This window comes from Tepidanaerobacter sp. EBM-49, assembly GCF_001896645.1.
In the GTDB taxonomy this organism is placed as follows: Bacteria; Bacillota; Thermosediminibacteria; order Thermosediminibacterales; family Tepidanaerobacteraceae; genus Tepidanaerobacter; species Tepidanaerobacter syntrophicus.
In genome coordinates this window covers 17,074-33,619 of sequence record NZ_MPPE01000028.1, presented here as the reverse complement: position 1 = coordinate 33,619, position 16,546 = coordinate 17,074, and the positions used below count along the sequence as shown (strand labels likewise).

Annotated in this window: 14 protein-coding genes and 1 riboswitch; of the genes, 10 read left to right on the top strand and 4 right to left on the bottom strand. The window is 39.4% G+C overall.

Annotated features, from left to right (window positions below; genetic code table 11):
- Positions 1 to 6: 6 nt before the first annotated feature.
- Together BUE08_RS04585 and BUE08_RS04580 are read right to left on the bottom strand one after the other, a co-directional pair.
- Positions 7 to 1,182: a trans-sulfuration enzyme family protein gene (locus tag BUE08_RS04585; protein WP_286680444.1), complete on the bottom strand. Its 1,176-nt coding sequence runs from the start codon at positions 1,180 to 1,182 to the stop codon at positions 7 to 9.
- Complete coding sequence (locus BUE08_RS04580) at positions 1,175 to 2,743, bottom strand: sigma 54-interacting transcriptional regulator (protein WP_286680443.1); 1,569 nt, start codon at positions 2,741 to 2,743, stop codon at positions 1,175 to 1,177. The genes BUE08_RS04585 and BUE08_RS04580 overlap by 8 nt, the downstream gene beginning before the upstream one ends.
- 309 nt (positions 2,744 to 3,052) lie before the next feature.
- Between BUE08_RS04580 and BUE08_RS04575 the strand changes: the two genes are divergently transcribed.
- The 6 genes from BUE08_RS04575 to BUE08_RS04550 all read left to right on the top strand — a co-directional run bounded on the left by BUE08_RS04575 (position 3,053) and on the right by BUE08_RS04550 (position 9,482).
- On the top strand, positions 3,053 to 3,802 hold the full coding sequence (locus BUE08_RS04575) for an acyl-[acyl-carrier-protein] thioesterase (RefSeq protein WP_353682084.1): 750 nt from the start codon (positions 3,053 to 3,055) through the stop codon (positions 3,800 to 3,802).
- A gap of 15 nt (positions 3,803 to 3,817) precedes the next feature.
- Positions 3,818 to 4,513, top strand: a complete 696-nt coding sequence (locus BUE08_RS04570; RefSeq protein ID WP_213996105.1) for a FadR/GntR family transcriptional regulator — start codon at positions 3,818 to 3,820, stop codon at positions 4,511 to 4,513.
- A gap of 126 nt (positions 4,514 to 4,639) precedes the next feature.
- Positions 4,640 to 6,217 (top strand): L-lactate permease, encoded by a 1,578-nt coding sequence (locus BUE08_RS04565; protein WP_213996104.1) that lies wholly within the window; start codon positions 4,640 to 4,642, stop codon positions 6,215 to 6,217.
- 46 nt (positions 6,218 to 6,263) lie between these two features.
- The gene (locus tag BUE08_RS04560; protein WP_213951826.1) at positions 6,264 to 7,058 is read left to right on the top strand and encodes an electron transfer flavoprotein subunit beta/FixA family protein; all 795 of its coding nucleotides are present in this window, start codon (positions 6,264 to 6,266) and stop codon (positions 7,056 to 7,058) included.
- A 14-nt stretch (positions 7,059 to 7,072) separates the two neighbouring features.
- Positions 7,073 to 8,071, top strand: coding sequence for an electron transfer flavoprotein subunit alpha/FixB family protein (locus tag BUE08_RS04555; RefSeq protein ID WP_286680441.1), 999 nt, complete (start codon positions 7,073 to 7,075; stop codon positions 8,069 to 8,071).
- Positions 8,061 to 9,482 (top strand): FAD-binding oxidoreductase, encoded by a 1,422-nt coding sequence (locus tag BUE08_RS04550; RefSeq protein WP_059033061.1) that lies wholly within the window; start codon positions 8,061 to 8,063, stop codon positions 9,480 to 9,482. The genes BUE08_RS04555 and BUE08_RS04550 overlap by 11 nt, the downstream gene beginning before the upstream one ends.
- A 50-nt stretch (positions 9,483 to 9,532) precedes the next feature.
- Here the strand turns inward: BUE08_RS04550 and BUE08_RS04545 are convergent, their stop codons facing one another.
- Positions 9,533 to 10,321, bottom strand: a complete 789-nt coding sequence (locus BUE08_RS04545) for a family 1 encapsulin nanocompartment shell protein (protein WP_273038726.1) — start codon at positions 10,319 to 10,321, stop codon at positions 9,533 to 9,535.
- Between the two features lie 16 nt (positions 10,322 to 10,337).
- Positions 10,338 to 10,676, bottom strand: coding sequence for an encapsulin-associated ferritin-like protein (locus tag BUE08_RS04540; RefSeq protein ID WP_059033065.1), 339 nt, complete (start codon positions 10,674 to 10,676; stop codon positions 10,338 to 10,340).
- A gap of 587 nt (positions 10,677 to 11,263) precedes the next feature.
- A riboswitch (cyclic di-AMP (ydaO/yuaA leader) is annotated at positions 11,264 to 11,396 on the top strand.
- Positions 11,397 to 11,502: 106 nt separating this feature from the next.
- Here BUE08_RS04540 and BUE08_RS04535 point away from each other — a divergent pair.
- From BUE08_RS04535 to BUE08_RS04520, 4 genes are all read left to right on the top strand, one after another.
- On the top strand, positions 11,503 to 12,636 hold the full coding sequence (locus BUE08_RS04535) for an ABC transporter ATP-binding protein (RefSeq protein ID WP_059033067.1): 1,134 nt from the start codon (positions 11,503 to 11,505) through the stop codon (positions 12,634 to 12,636).
- Entirely contained in the window at positions 12,633 to 13,283 is a 651-nt protein-coding gene (locus BUE08_RS04530; RefSeq protein WP_213951820.1) for an ABC transporter permease, read from the top strand. Before BUE08_RS04535 ends, BUE08_RS04530 begins: the two co-directional genes overlap by 4 nt.
- Before the next feature lie 13 nt (positions 13,284 to 13,296).
- A complete protein-coding gene (locus tag BUE08_RS04525; RefSeq protein WP_059033071.1) occupies positions 13,297 to 14,199 on the top strand; it encodes an ABC transporter substrate-binding protein in 903 nt (300 codons plus the stop codon).
- 311 nt (positions 14,200 to 14,510) lie between these two features.
- Positions 14,511 to 16,526, top strand: coding sequence for a sigma-54 interaction domain-containing protein (locus BUE08_RS04520; RefSeq protein WP_286680440.1), 2,016 nt, complete (start codon positions 14,511 to 14,513; stop codon positions 16,524 to 16,526).
- The last annotated feature ends 20 nt before the right edge of the window (positions 16,527 to 16,546 follow it).

The following is a 16,546-nucleotide window of genomic DNA, read 5'->3' as shown; positions in this document are numbered from 1 at the left end:
ATTATATCATATCTTTTCAAATGCCTTATTAAATTCTTCGATTATATCTTCTATTTCTTCAAGACCCACAGAAATTCTAAGTAGGCTATCGGATATTCCTGCATCTTGCCGTTCTTTGCGGCTCATAGACCGGTGGGATGTTTTGGCAGGGTAGGACATTGTAGTTGTCACTCCTGCAAGGCTGGGAACCAGTTTTACTTTTTCAAGGCTGTCTATGAATTTGCATGCCTCTTCTTCTTCGCCTACCAAATCCACGCTCATCATACCGCCAAAAAGCCCGTTATAAAATATTTCCTCTGCTATATTTTTTGAAGGTGATGATGCAAGTCCCGGATAATATACTTTTTTGACCTTTTTGTGATTTTCCAGGTATTCCGCAAGCTTCATGGCATTTTGACTGTGCTGGCGCATCCTAAGTTCTAAGGTTCTAAGACTTCTTGTTATAAGCCAAGCATCAAACGGACTCATGGTAGGACCGTAAATTGAACCGACATGTCTTATGTTTTCAATAGTTTCTTTGTCAGAAACCACACCCCCGCCTATAACATCACTATGGCCGCCCATATATTTAGTCAAACTGTAAACCACTATATCTGCTCCAAGTTTTAGCGGCTGGCATACTACCGGTGTTGCAAAAGTATTGTCTACTATTAATTTTGCATTATGCTGGTGGGCAATTTTTGCTATTTTTCGTATGTCTGCAACTTCCATGAGCGGATTAGAGATAGTTTCCATATAAACAACTTTTGTGTTGGGTTTAAAATATGGTTCAATGTCATCCTTATTAAAATCCAAAAACGTAACTTCCACATTGAATTTCTTCAGTTCTTCCGTCAAAAGCTCCCATGTCCCGCCATACAAGACATTACTCGATATAATATGATCTTGGGATTTTATGTTCGCAAGCAGCGACATAGAAATTGCACCCATTCCGGAAGAATAGACCAGTGCATCTTCTCCTTCATCTATAGTAGCTAAAATCTCTTCCAAGCTATCATGGTTGGGATTTCCCATGCGAGAATACACATACCCGGGGGTGCCTTCATATACTTCATCTAATTCTTTAACACTATCAAAAGAAAAAACCGAACTCATATAAATAGGCGGAACCTTAGGAGCAGATACTGAAGGCATAACTTTCTCTCCTGTATGAGTTAATTTAGTCATATATTTTTTATTCATTTTGAAACCTCCATTCGGAATTTTTTATTCCGTATTTTTTAATTCTGTTGATAAGCATAGTATGAGTAACCTGCAATGTTCTTGCAGCTTCCCGTATGCTGCTGCTATGCTTTAATGTGTTTAAAATAATATTCCTTTCCACTTCATCAAGTGTACTTTTAAGAGACATTGATTCATTGATTTGATTTTGAACAGACAAATTATTTAACACTATATCTTCTGCATCAATTTCATTTCCTTTTGTAAACGCTATTGCTCTCTCTAAGACATTTTGAAGTTCTCTTACGTTCCCCGGCCAATTATACGCCAGGAGCTTTTTTAAAGCTTGAGGCGCAATGCCGTTAATCTTTTTACCGTACTTTCCGCTATAAATCTTTATAAAGTGTTCTATTAGCTCATTGATATCCTCCCTCCTTTCTCTAAGCGGCGGCACAGTTAAAGAAAATGTATTTATTCTGTATAACAGGTCAAGGCGAAACTGACCGTCCTCTACCATTTTGTATAGGTTTTTATTGGTTGCTGTTATAACTTTTACGTTTATATTTTCAAAGGTATTGCTCCCGACTTTTCTTATTTTGTTCTCTTGAAGCACACGAAGTAATTTTGCTTGCAAATGCGGCGGCATTTCGCCTATCTCATCTAAAAAAATCGTGCCTCCATTAGCTATTTCAAATATCCCTGTTTTACCATGTTTTTTTGCTCCTGTAAAAGCGCCTTCTTCATATCCAAAAAGTTCACTTTCGAGCAACTGATCCGGTACAGCTGCGCAATTAACAGGTATAAAAGGCTTTGACGATCTCAAACTTGCGTTATGTATTGCTCGTGCAAAAAGTTCTTTTCCTGTTCCGCTTTCGCCAAGAATCAGTACGGGAGAATCAGATTGAGAAAATACTTTGGCCTGTTCAATTACTTGATGATGTTTTGCACTACTGCCGATAATGTCATCGAATGTGATCGGGTTATCATACCTTTTAAGATTTATAATCTCACTAATTTTTCCTGAATCCTGCATTGTAAATATGTAACCAAAAACTGCGCCTTCCTCGGTTTTTAAACCATAAATATCCATTAGATAGGATTTATTCTTTAATCTTATCTCAATATTTTCAATATCATCGTAAAATGACAAATCCGAACCTATATAGCTTCTTAAGCTTTTTCTTGGAATAAAGTCCCATATACTTTTGTCTATGGCGCCGTGTTCATCTGTCATTAAGATAGTTTTTGCCGCAAATTTATTAATATACTTTATCTTTTTTTCTTTATCAAGCAATAAAATACCATAGGGGAGTAAGTCTAAAATGGCTTTCTTCTCAATTTCTCTTTTTTCAAAATCAATCAAATCAATTTCTGTAACGCTTTTTACTCCCGGTATCTCTAATATCTCCGATTTTATAGTTTTCCAAAGGTTAGAATCTATTTTGGGAAGCTTTATGTAAACTACATAGGTGTATACCTCCATCCATGTAACACTTAATTCGTATTTCACCAAAACCGAAAGGATATCATACGTCATATATGGCCGATCGATGGTTTCAATTTTAATTCTCGTTGTTTGCATGTAATTCACCTCATTTTGATATATGCAAAATTTATGCCATTCCTTAAAACATTGAAATGGCATAAATATATAATAATATATGGAACAAATTTATTCCATAATATTTTACTGAACTTCTATTAATGACAGCCTCCGGTTTAAACTCATTACATCGGAACAAATTCGAACCATTTTACTTATGACTTCTATATATCGTTTTTTATCTCCGCCTCCTATTTATTTTTTCTTTAAGCAGCAATGACTTTACCTCAATCTTATGATAATATTATAGTGATTGTAAAGCCCTATTTTCTCGGAGGTGTCATGGTTTTGAGCGGCAGCAACATGCTTGAAAAAGAATATCGCATTCATTATTACGAAGCAGATGTCAAGGGAAGGATTTTAATTACTAGCTTGATCAGATATTTCGATGATATTGCAACACAGCAAAGCCGAGAACTGGGAGTCGGCATAAGTTATCTTAAAGAGCATAATGTAGCCTGGATGCTATATCGATGGGATATTAAAATAAATAAATATCCAAGATACGGAGAAACTATTAAGGTCAGAACCGCCCCTTACTCTTTTAGAAAATTTTACGCCTACCGCTGGTTTGATGTCCTAAATAAGGATGGGGAAAGGCTGGTAACGGCTAATTCTGTCTGGCTTTTTGTAGATAAAGACAAAAGGCGCCCTCTTAAAATTCCTGATGTGATGTATAAAGCTTATCAGGTAACTTCTGATGAGCCTCTGGAAATCAGGGAAATAACGGAGCTTTCCTCCTGTGATATAGAAAAAAAGTTTCAGGTAAGATACAGTGACATAGACACCAATAGCCATGTAAATAATGTAGTATATGTCACATGGGCATTAGAGGCTTTGCCTTATGATATAATTTCAAACTATGAACTTAGAAATTTAAAGGTTACATATAAGCAGGAAACAACCTATGGCATGATTATAAGATCTCAATGTCAGGTTATCAAAAATGATGACCACGTTACTACAAGGCACAACATATTAAGCGAAGAAGGAAAACAGCTTTGCCTTTTAGAAGGCAGATGGATTAAAAATAGCTAGAAAGGAATATATGGAATGGATTTTACACCAATTAGAGTACAAAAAGTATATGAAGATATTATAGAACAATTTAAAAATATGATATACAGCGGACAACTTAAAAAAGGAGACAAGCTCCCGCCGGAAAGAGAGCTCTGTCAGATATTAGGCGTCAGCAGGGCGTCTATGCGTGAGGCTTTAAGGGCAATGGAAGTAATGGGCATAGTTGACAGCAGGCCCGGTGAAGGCACATACATTGTAGATGAGATTACCTCCTCAATATTCAAGCCTCTCTCACTTATTATAGCCTTAGAAAAAAATCAGGACGACTTTATTGAATTAAGAAAGATATTAGAAAGCGCCTGCGCGAAAAAAGCAGCAGAAATGCGTACAGATGAAGACCTTGAAAAAATGCAGTCGCAAATAAAGATTATGATGGAAAGCGATAATGAAAGCGAGCGAGCCGAAGCAGATAAAAAGCTGCACCGGATTATAAGCGAAGCCACCGGTAACAAACTACTTATAGATATGGTAGAGGTAATAGCCGATGGCATAGAGGCATATATAAAAGATGCGAGAAAAAAACTTATGCAGGATCCCGGCAATGTAGACGCACTGCTTCAGCAGCACATTGCCATATATAACCACATAAAAAACAAGGACGGACAAGCTGCCGCCAAAGAAATGGAAATACACATAGATTTTGTGGAAGAAAAGTTAAAGAGCTTGTGAAATATTTGTCAAAATATTTTTTATTTTCCTCTTGCGGTCTGACCAGTATAATAGTATAATATAATTAAGCTAAATAGTAAGAAATATTTATATAGGCTAAAATATTTTGACAGGAGGTTTTAAAAAATGTGGGAGCCTGTGACGTCTCCTTTTGCAAGCCTTTTTATTTCAAGCCTAGTAGCTTTTCTTCCCCTTTTATTTTTACTGTTGGGCCTTGGCTGGTTAAAACTCCCTTCTTACAAGGTGTGTTTTACTTCACTTGTCCTAACTGCAATCATCGCACTTACCGCATGGAAAATGCCGGGTGTCTTTGTGCTGCAGTCTGTAGTCGAAGGAATTCTTACCGGTTTTTGGCCAATACTCTGGGTTATCATCGCAGCTATGTATACATACAATGTTACTGTGGCAACTGGCGGTATGGACACTATTAAATCAACCCTGGCTAAAATATCTCCCGACAGAAGAATCCAAGCACTGATACTTGCTTTCTCCTTTGGAGGTTTTCTCGAAGCTGCCGCAGGTTTCGGCACGGCAGTTGCAATACCTGCAAGTCTTTTGGCGGGTATAGGCTTTAATCCGATTTTTGCAGCAATAATTTGCCTTGTTGCAAACACAGTGCCGGTAGCTTTCGGTGGTGTAGGCATACCAGTTATAACTCTTGCCCAGGTAGCAGAACTGGACCTTTTAGCTGTTACGGCAAGCATTGCATACCAACTTATTATTTTCATTATCATCCTTCCCTTCGCGCTTGTCCTCTTGCTTACAAAATCTTTCAAAAGTTTAAAGGATGTGTTGGGCGCATGCTTAGTAAGCGGCGTACTTTTTGCCCTTTTCCAAACCATCACTGCAGTATATATCGGACCTGAAGTAGCAGCCATCATTGGCTCACTTGCATCCTTGGTAGGTACAATTATATATGTCAGAATATTTCCACTTAAAAATATATGGCTTTTCCCCGGTGAAAGCCAGGCAACAAATAAAGCAAATATCGCAATTAACTCAGATAAAGAAATAGGCCTTGCCGCTGCATGGATGCCTTATATTATCCTTTTTATACTGATTATGAGCATAAACCTTGTGCCATCACTAAAATTTTTAGGAAAGGCACCCTTCGCATCCAGCGTGCAGCTTTACTTTGGACCCGGCGGCAAACCCGCTACTTTCCAGTGGCTTACAACACCGGGCACTCTGATGTTAATATCAGCTATCATAGGGGGTTTGGTACAAAAAGCAAGCCTTGAGCAGCTATTTTCCATATTCCTGCGCACGATTAAACAGCTTTTGCCTACTATCGGCACAGTACTTTCGATAGTATCCATGGCTAAAATAATGGGATACAGCGGTATGATTTCCAGTGTAGCAATAGCCCTGGCAAACGCCGCAGGACCCATATATCCCTTCGTTGCGCCAATGATAGGAGCACTTGGTACATTTGTAACCGGAAGCGATACCTCATCTAATATACTCTTTGGAGCGCTGCAAAAACAGGTTGCGCTGCAGATAGGCAAAGACCCTGTTTGGATTGCGGCAGCTAATGCTACCGGAGCTTCAGCCGGTAAGATGATATCCCCTCAGAGCATAGCCATAGCAGCTTCAGCTACGGGTCTTGAAAAGCATGAAGGGCAGATACTCAATTCTACTCTTTTGTACTGCCTGATATATGCACTTTTACTGGGTGCAGAAGTTTTCATAATCAGCTTATAGGAAAAGAAAGTTTAAATAAATAATTAAATTTGGGAGGAGAAACCTTATGAGAATAATCATACCAATCAAGCAGGTTCCTGAAACCAGCAATGTTAAAATGGATCCCGAAACCGGCACAATGGTTCGGGAGGGTGTGGAAAGCATAATAAATCCTTTAGACCTTTATTCAATAGAAACAGGTATAAGGCTAAAGGAAAAATACGGCGGCGAGATTATTGTAGTTTCCATGGGACCTAAAAAAGCAGAGGAAGCTTTGAAAGAAGCTATTGCAATGGGCTGTGACGATGGAGTGCTGCTTACAGACAGATTTTTTGCAGGCTCAGATACCTTTGCAACCTCTTACACGATTTCTAAGGCAATAGAAAAATTAAAACCTTTTGATTTGATTTTATGCGGCGAAAGAGCAACAGACGGCGACACCGCTCAAGTAGGGCCCGGTATTGCTTCTCTTTTAGGTCTGCCTCTTTCAACATTTACCAGCAAAGTAGAGGTAGAAGATGGCCATATAAAGGCCAACAGACTTATAGAAGGCGGTTATGAAGTCTTAAATCTGCCGATGCCTGCTTTGGTAACTGTAGTCAAAGAAATAGCAGATCCGCGGCTTCCTACACTTACAGGGAAACTTAAAGCTAAAAAGCTGGAAATAAAGCAGTGGACAGCAAAGGATATCGAAGCTGACCCGGAAAGCTTGGGGCTTAAAGGCTCTCCTACAAGGGTAGTCAAGACATTTAGTCCTAAGGTAACACGAGAGGGTAAGGTTATAGAAGTAAAAGACGAAAATAGCCTTAATCAGGCTTTAGATGAAATAATAGAACTTCTCAAAGAGAAGGCAGTAATATAAGGGAGGGAATAGATTTGAAGGAAATATGGATATATGCCGAGGCAAGAGGCGGACGGGTAAATGAAGTTGCCCATGAACTTCTCACAAGGGCTCTAGATTTAAAGGAAAAGTTGGATAACTCGATAGTATCGGCTGTCTTAATCGGCCATGATATACCTGATGAGGATAAACAGGAGCTGATTCAAAGAGGGGCGGATAAGCTGTACTGTGTAGATGACCCTAAGCTTAAAGATTTTTTAGTGGAACCTTATTCAAAAGTGCTCATCCAGCTTGTAAAAGAATACACACCTGAAATCATCATCGCGCCTGCTACCACTCAAGGACGCACACTTATGCCTTACACCGCTGTAAGGTTAAGAACAGGACTTACTGCTGATTGCACCGGCCTTGATATCGATGAAGAAGGCAATTTACTCCAGACAAGACCTGCCATAGGCGGCAATATTATGGCAACCATAAAGACAGCTACACGGCCTCAAATGTCGACAGTAAGACCTCACTCTACCAGACCTGCGCCTATTATGGATGGGCAAAGGCAGGGCGAGATAATAAATATAAAGATTCAGCTTACTCAAGAGGACCTTCCAACAGCAAGACTGGACTTTATAAAAGATGAGACGCAAGGCGGCACTATACAAGATGCTGATGTTATCGTATCCGGAGGCAGGGGCGTAGGCAAAGCAGATAACTTTAAGATAGTCTACAAGCTGGCAGAGCTTTTGGGCGGTGCGGTAGGAGGCTCTAGAGATGTGGTAGACAGAGGATGGATAGGGTATCCTCACCAAGTAGGTTTAAGCGGTAAGACAGTAAATCCAAAACTTTATATAGCTCTTGGTATATCCGGGGCGATACAGCATCTGGCAGGTATGCAGACATCCGACACAATAATAGCTGTCAACAAAGATCCTGATGCCCAGATATTTAGAGTATCTGATTTAGGCATTGTAGCAGATGTAACCGAATTAGTGCCTGCACTTATAGAAAGGCTGGAGGTGGCAAAAAGTGAAGTATAATAGCATAACTCCACAGATTGTAGATGAGCTAAAACAGATAGTGGGCGAAAGAAATGTCATATATGATGATATAGAAGCAATGGAAGCATACTCTCACGACGAAGTAGCGGAAAAACATTATGCACACATGCCTGATGTAGTGCTAAAACCAACTTCTGCTGAGCAGATTTCAAAGATAGTAAAGCTTGCTAACAAATATAAGATACCTGTAACGCCAAGAGGAGCAGGCAGCGGTCTTTCCGGCGGCGCTGTTCCCATCTGCGGAGGCATAGTTTTATCTGTAGAAAAGATGAACAAAATTTTGGAAATCGACACCCAAAACCTGATGGCTGTCGTCGAGCCGGGTGTTGTTACCAATGAAATAAACAATGTTGTAAAAGAATATGGTCTCTATTATGCAGGTTACCCCATGAGCGTAGAAACATGCTATGTGGGCGGAAACGTAGCTGAAAATGCCGGCGGCGGCAAAGCCATAAAGTATGGTGTTACCGCAAGATATATCATGGGACTGGAAATGGTAACTCCGGAAGGAGATATCATAACTTTAGGCGGCAAGAGAGTAAAAGATGTTACAGGCTACAACCTCCTGCATCTTATGGTTGGCTCAGAAGGCACTCTTGGCATATTTACCAAGATAATAGTAAAACTTCAGCCGATGCCTGTTGCCACAGCAGATCTTTTGGTGCTGTTTAACAGTGTCAAGGAAGCAATCGACATAGTCCCCATAATAATGACAAACGGCAAAATAATACCTACTTCCATAGAGTTTATGGATGAACTGTCATTTAAGACATCATGTGAATACTTAAACGAAAAGCTTCCCTATCAGAGCGCAAAAGCCATGCTCCTTATTGAGCTGGATGGTGATAACATGGATATAATCGAATCACAGTATGAAACCATTGGAGAGCTTTGCATGCAAAACGGAGCTATAGAAGTCTATGTAGCCGACAATGCTACAACCATTGAAAGAGTGTGGAGGATAAGGCGAAACGTTGCCGAGGCATGGAAACTGGTGAGCCCCCACCAAAGCCTTGAAGACATTGTTGTTCCAATATCTGAAATACCCACATTCATGGATAGACTGGCAGAGCTTCAAACAAAATATAATGTATCAATCCCATGCTACGGTCACGCAGGTGATGGAAACCTGCACGTAACACCGGTCAAAGACCCGGAATGGTCACTTGACAAATGGTATGACACCTTAAACAAATTGCTGCCGGAGATGTATAAGATCGTAGCAAATCTCGGAGGCACCATAAGCGGTGAACACGGCATAGGCCACAAGAGGAAACCATACATGCCTCTTGTGCTAAAGGATACAGAAATTGAATTGATGAAGCGCATAAAGAAAGCCTTCGATCCTAACATGATACTAAATCCGGGCAAGTTATTCGATATAGATTAGGAACTTTGATACAGCAAAGGCAGGAGATTTTATTCTCCTGCCTACATTATTTAATCAAGATTAAATTTAACTATCAGGGTTGGATCCAAAACTCTAAAGGTGAAGGATTCCTTTATGAAGAATTTGATTTTATCAGCAGTATGGCATTTATATCCTATTGCAAAATCTTGACCAATCGTAAATTCCAAATCATCATGGTCATGAGGCAGTAAGTATGCTCCATCAATAACGTGATTGAATACTATCTTTCCGCCGATCAGATCCTCTATTTTTTCATCAAGAGGATACTCTCCATCAGCCGCCATGATTCTTGTGTACACCTTATCGCTTACCACAAGATCATAAGGGCCTTCCTGGTATGATTTCCTAAGGGTTATGAGACCTTTTGATATTGCCTCCATTATTGCTGTCTGGTCTTTTCCAAAGGGTATCGCATCGTGCTTTACGGAATTCTTTATGCCAACAATAGAGGCTTTCTCCAAGCCGTTAAATACAGCATTTTCCTCAAACAGTGCAATATTTTTAGCAGCTTCCTCCAGAGGTTCAAAATCGATGTCTCGCGCTCCTCGGTCAATATTGTTTAATTCACATCTGTCCATTTCGAATTCAACTTTTACTTCTGTTAAAGGCTGTACTTTGTAAACCCCACAGCAAAGCGCTCCAGCCTCTTCAACATCTGTTAATCTTCCTTCTGATATTGCATTAAAGCTTAATCCGTAAGGACCATTTACTTTTACAACTTTTCTTGCCGAAAGATAGGATTTTAAAACCTTTTCTGCTCTTTCATCTATTTCTTCCCACGCTTTTGCGCTTATAGGAGCTTGCTCTCTGTTAAACATAATGCACACCCTCCCCTTATTTTAAATTTCCAATATTTAATCCGGGTTTTGCTTCTCCGTCATCGGCCGCTTGGCCTTCCAGTTCTGTAATGGGAGCTGTTGTAAACAGATAGTCTTTAAGCTCGCCATCCCATTTGTCCATGTTTCTTCTAAGCCATTCGATTAGCATAGTTGCATGTTCGATTTCCTCATCCCGATTATGTGCCATTATAGCCTTTAGCTCTGCGTCATCCGATGCATCGACTCTTTGGTTGTACCAATCTATTGCTTCAATTTCTTCTTTTAAACTGGTTAGTGCTCTGGAAATATTAAGGGTATGATTGTCTAACTTGTCAACAGGTTCAGTGTACGCCATTACACATACCTCCCTAAGTAATTTTTATAAGCACTTTTACGGTATATGTTGCGGCAAATTGTGTGCATATACAGGTGCTTTTCCTGCCACATCAACACCTTCATTATATCATTTGAAAAATACAAGGTCAATCCTGAACACAAGGGGTCAGTCCCTCTGTGCTGTTTTCTAGGTTTTTTGCAGGAAAAATTCATTCGGGCGTAGCACAAGGGGAGGCCACATAACAAGGGAACACAAGGGGTCAGTCCCTTTGTGCTAATTGCTGGTAAGAAGAACACAAGGGGTCAGTCCCTTTGTGCTGTTTTCTAGGTTTTTTGGAGGAACACAATGGGTCAGTCCCTCTGTGCTGTTTTCTAGGTTTTTTGCAGGAAAAATTCATTCGGGCGTAGCACAAGGGGTCAGTCCCTCTGTGCTGTGGAAACTCATAGAAAGGTGAGGTCTTTATGGAGAAAATTCTCTTGTAATGGATAAATTCCTGCTTGTAGAAGAAAAAATATTTAAGCTCTTAGAGCGGGCTATACCTGCCCTAAAGTTTCTATGCATTGACAATATTTTATAATATTTGTTATAATAAAGAAAAACATATTCTGAATATACCGCTTAATCCTTTTATAAAGGAACGGGGGAACCAATTTCTTGGGGTGTATCTTCTTATACGAAGTAGGGTTACTCTTGGACCTGAACCCGTCAGCTAACCTCGTAAGCGTGCCAAGAGGAGGTTGATAGTTGTTGAGCTTGTTGATAAAACAAAGCTATGGATCTCCATGGCTTTGTTTTTATTTTATCAGTTGCTTAAATTTCTGCAAAAAAGAAGGGAGGGCTTTTTTTGATAAGCTTTAAAAATGTCACTAAGAAATTTGGAGAGCAAATCGCTGTAGACAATTTGACAATAGATCTGCCTTCCAGCGAAATCACTGTATTGATTGGTCCCAGCGGTTGCGGGAAGACCACGACTTTAAGGATGATTAACCGTTTGATAGAACCGACCGAGGGTGTAATTTACATTAACGGAACTGACATAAGCAAAGTAGATCCGGTAGAGCTAAGGCGAAATATCGGTTATGTCATACAGCAAATTGCGCTTTTCCCCCATATGACCATTGCTCAAAACGTCGGTCTTGTGCCATATCTAAAAAATTGGCCTGAGGCCAAGCGCAAGGAGCGAATAGAAGAACTGCTCGAAATGGTGGGGATGCCCCCGTCTAAATTCTACAACCGCTATCCTGATGAGCTAAGCGGCGGTCAGCAGCAACGAATAGGCGTAGCCAGAGCCCTTGCGGCAGATCCGGATATAATCTTGATGGATGAGCCCTTCGGAGCGCTCGATCCTATTACCAGAGCAACCCTCCAAGACGAACTTTTGGACATGCAGGATAAGCTTGGAAAAACCATTGTTTTTGTTACCCATGATATGGATGAGGCGTTAAAGCTTGCAAATAAAATAGCTATTATGAAGGACGGAAAGGTACTCCAATATGATACTCCCGAGCAATTATTGAAAAATCCTGCTCATGGTTTTGTAGAGGAGTTCATTGGGAGAGATCGATTGCTCAAAAGGCCTGAATTAATCAAAGTTAAAGATATTATGATAACAGAACCTGTAACAATTCTTCCGGAAAGAACTTTAACTCAAGCATTGGAAAAAATGCGAAGAGAAAAAGTTGATAGCCTTATGGTCGTAGACCGATCTGAAAAGTTTATAGGGCTTGTTACCGCAAACGATGTGCTTCAAAGCTTCGACAAAGTAGAAAAAATATCCGAAATAGTAAAGACAGAGGTTTATTATGTAAATGAAGATGCTAACGTAAGCCAGGTGCTTTCAATAATGGCACAAAAACAAGTGGGTTATGTGCCAGTCGTCAGCAGCGACAATAGGCTTGTAGGGCTTGTCACCCGATCCAGTTTAGTCAATGTTTTGGGGGCAACAGCTAATCGAGGGAAAGGAGAGGACAAAAAATGAAGCTAATTACATTTTTCATAAATAATTACGATCGTATATTTGAATTGCTGCTTCAACACCTTACACTTACCGGAACCGCGATACTTGCTGCCATAGCAATTGGTGTCCCTATCGGCATAGCAATAACCCGCTATAAATACCTGGCAAGCCCAATACTTGCCATCTCTAGTATATTTCAAACAATTCCCAGTATAGCCTTTTTTGGCCTCCTGATACCTTTTCTTGGCATTGGCAGAAAAACTGCGATATTGGTCTTGTTTCTGTATGCCCTGCTTCCCATAGTAAAAAACACCTATACGGGTATAAAGGAAGTCTCGCCCTTTATGATCGAAGCAGGACGAGGCATGGGAATGACGGACTTTCAAATACTGCGAATGGTAGAATTGCCCCAATCTTTGCCTGTAATCATGGCGGGTATAAGGGTTGCAACTGTAATAAACATCGGCACAACTACTATAGCAGCATACATCGGCGCAGGAGGACTTGGAGAATTAATTTTTACCGGAATCCAGATATATCGAAATGATATGATACTGGCTGGAGCTATTCCTGCTGCAATTCTCGCGATTTTGGCGGATCAGTTGCTTGGATATGTTGAATATAGGCTAACGCCGAGAAGTATCCGTAAGGCAAAAAAATCATCATAGGGAGGTATATTAAATGAAGAGAAAATGGTTGTCTGCTATGGGATTGTTAATTATTGGCGTATTTTTGGCAACAAGCTTAATCGGCTGTGGCGGTCCAAAAGAACCTGATATAAAAATCGGAGGCAAAAACTTCTCTGAGCAATTTATAATGGCAGAAATGTTCAGGATCCTTATCGAAGAAAATACCGATCTTACCACCAGTGTTAAGACTAATTTAGCAGCAACTGTTATTTTCGATGCGATAAAATCCGGTGATATAGATTTATACTTGGAATACACCGGAACTGCATTGACTAACCTTGGTATAGATCCTATAAGCGATCCCGACGAAGTTTATAGAATCGTCAAAGAAGAATTTGACAAACAGTTTAACATAAAATGGATGAAGCCTTATGGCTTCAATAATACCTATGCAATGGTAGTTACAAAAGAAACCGCTGAAAAATATAATTTAAAAACAATATCCGACCTTGCTAAGGTGGCAGACAAACTGACCCTCGGGTGCACTTACGTCTTTACCGAAAGAGACGATGGCTATCCCGGGCTTAGCAAACACTATGGATTCAAATTTGGCGATGTTCGGGGGATGGATCCTTCACTGATGTACCAAGCCCTGGTTCAAGGCAGTGTTGATGTAATTAGCGGATTTGCAACCGATGGCAGAATAGCTGCTTTCGGCTTGGTGACCCTTGAAGACGATAAAAAGTTTTTCCCTCCTTATGACGCAACAGCTATAGTAAGAGGGGAAGTGTTAGAAAAACACCCTGAACTAGAAGATTTACTAAATAAGCTTGCCGGGCGCATCGACGATAAGAAAATGGCTGAACTTAATGCTGCAGTAGACCTGGATAAACAAGAGCCTGCTGATGTTGCAAGAAAGTTTCTTGAAGAAGAAGGTCTTATAGGCAAAAAATAGCGAGAATATATATTAATTAAAATAACGGGCATTAGTTAAACGCCGTCTGATAATTAGCACGGCGTTTTTACATAACCATATGTTCAGACCGTATATACGGTTCCTGACAAATCTTGGCAACTTTTATCGATAATAATTAAAATGTCGGAGAGCAGATAAAGAACTTGCTGCCGGAGCAAGTTTAGAAGTATCAGTCTCTGTTATTTTAAGAAGGTCTTAAGATGGGAAAGTTCCCGTATTTGTGTTAAAATAGCCTTGCAAAGCGCTCTTTTTCTTTTATTCACAACAAGATGAACAAGAGGTGAAATATTATGGAAAAACTCATAATGCTGAGTCCCGGCAGAACCACTTCGATTAATTTATCTGTGCAGCTTGAGGAAGTTTTTGGCAAATATATTAAAATAGAGCCATATTGTCTAGAAGACGATTTAGATTTTAATATTACAAACTCACTTGTTGTGCTGTCCTCTCCTCGCATTATAAAGGGTAAAATTAAATCATTAGTAGATCGTGGATTAAATTATATTATAGCTCAGCGAGTAATAAATCATAGATATATTTCAGAATTATTAGACCTTCCTAAGGCAACTGAGGTTCTGCTTGTAAACGACAGAGCCGAGACAACATATCAGACCATAGAACAGCTAGAGGCGCTAGGGATAAATTATATAAAATATCACCCTTATTATCCCGGTATAGATTCATATCCAAGGCTTAATATTGCCGTAACGGTTGGAGAGCCAAATCTTGTCCCATATGCAGTCAAGAAGGTAATTAATATAGGCACAAGACAAATAGATATCATAACATTAGCAGATATAGCAAGAAGGCTCGGATTAATTGACAAACTAGCAGATAAGCTGTCTTCTCAATATGTAAATGAAATAATAGAACTGCTAAATCAAATAAACGATTACGCAAAAGGTCTAAAAATAGTTAGTAGCAGGCTTGATACTATTGCCAATTGTCTATCAAAGGCAATTCTATACATTAAAAACGATGGCACTATCTTAGTCAGTAATCAGGAATTGCATAATATTTTGGGATATAGCAGGGAGAATATCATTGGAAAAAATATTAATGACATATTGCCCCAAATAACTGTGCGAAACCATAATAAGTCAGAAATTGTCACAATCCATAATAATACACTATTTGTTACTGCCAAAGTCATAGAAGGCCAAAACAGCGAAGATGGAATCATTTATATTTTTGAAAAAAGCGAAGAAATTGAAAAAAACGAGCACAAAATTCGCCGAATGACAACAAGGAAGGCTGTCAAGAGTTATTACACCTTTGATGATATCATTTATGAAAGTAAAGAGATGGAAAAACTCGTTGAGAAAGCTAGGACTTTTGCGGCTACAGATTCCACAATTTTGATAGAGGGGGAAAGCGGCACAGGAAAAGAATTATTCGCCCAGGCAATTCATTCTGCCTCGAGGCGAGCAAATGGACCTTTTGTACCTGTTAATTTTTCATCTATACCTATAAATCTAATTGAATCTGAGCTTTTCGGCTATGAAGAAGGCTCTTTTACAGGTGCTATAAGAGGTGGAAAGCGGGGGCTTTTTGAAGAGGCGCATGGAGGAACAATTTTCTTAGATGAAATCGGAGATGCTTCATTAGAATCTCAATGCACATTACTGAGAGTAATTCAAGAAAGGCAAGTAAGAAGGGTTGGAAGCATCAAAGAAATCCCTGTAGATGTAAGGATTATAGTTGCAACAAATAAAAATTTGGTAGAAGAAGTTAATAAGGGCAATTTTAGATCAGATTTATACTACAGATTAAATATCTTGCCTCTTAGGACATTGAGCCTGAGAGAAAGAAAGTCGGATATTTTTGTTTTAGCAAACCATTTTATAAAAAACTATAGCAATGGTCAAATTATCAATATCGAACAAATTTTAGATAATGAAGCTATTAAGGCACTATACGAATATGATTGGCCGGGAAACATACGGCAATTAGAAAATGCTATGGAGTATTTAGCTGTTATTTGGCAAAATGGTAAAAAATTAAGCAAGAATGATCTTCCTGAATACATCATATCAGGCAGCAATGTCTCTAAAAACACCCTCCTTTTAGACATATTGGGCAAGGATATGCTGTGGCTTTTAAGTAAATTAAAGAACTCAGACGGCTTGGGAAGGCGCTACTTAGCAGAGTTTGCCAAAAATGAAAATATTCCTCTTACGGAAGGACAGATAAGAAATTTGATTAATAAGGCGGAATCTCTGGGGTTTGTAAAATCTTACACAGGAAGGCAAGGTACTATACTGACCGAAAAAGGATATGCTGTTATATCATTAATTAAAATCTAATACCTGCCCAAATCTATTTT

Coding starts and splice junctions, on each gene's coding strand:
- BUE08_RS04580 (WP_286680443.1), bottom strand. CDS start 2,743: ATGCAAACAACGAGAATTAAAATTGAAACCATCGATCGGCCATATATG.
- BUE08_RS04530 (WP_213951820.1), top strand. CDS start 12,633: ATGAAGCTAATTACATTTTTCATAAATAATTACGATCGTATATTTGAA.
- BUE08_RS04570 (WP_213996105.1), top strand. CDS start 3,818: ATGGATTTTACACCAATTAGAGTACAAAAAGTATATGAAGATATTATA.
- BUE08_RS04525 (WP_059033071.1), top strand. CDS start 13,297: ATGAAGAGAAAATGGTTGTCTGCTATGGGATTGTTAATTATTGGCGTA.
- BUE08_RS04565 (WP_213996104.1), top strand. CDS start 4,640: ATGTGGGAGCCTGTGACGTCTCCTTTTGCAAGCCTTTTTATTTCAAGC.
- BUE08_RS04545 (WP_273038726.1), bottom strand. CDS start 10,321: ATGTTTAACAGAGAGCAAGCTCCTATAAGCGCAAAAGCGTGGGAAGAA.
- BUE08_RS04585 (WP_286680444.1), bottom strand. CDS start 1,182: ATGAATAAAAAATATATGACTAAATTAACTCATACAGGAGAGAAAGTT.
- BUE08_RS04560 (WP_213951826.1), top strand. CDS start 6,264: ATGAGAATAATCATACCAATCAAGCAGGTTCCTGAAACCAGCAATGTT.
- BUE08_RS04520 (WP_286680440.1), top strand. CDS start 14,511: ATGGAAAAACTCATAATGCTGAGTCCCGGCAGAACCACTTCGATTAAT.
- BUE08_RS04540 (WP_059033065.1), bottom strand. CDS start 10,676: ATGGCGTACACTGAACCTGTTGACAAGTTAGACAATCATACCCTTAAT.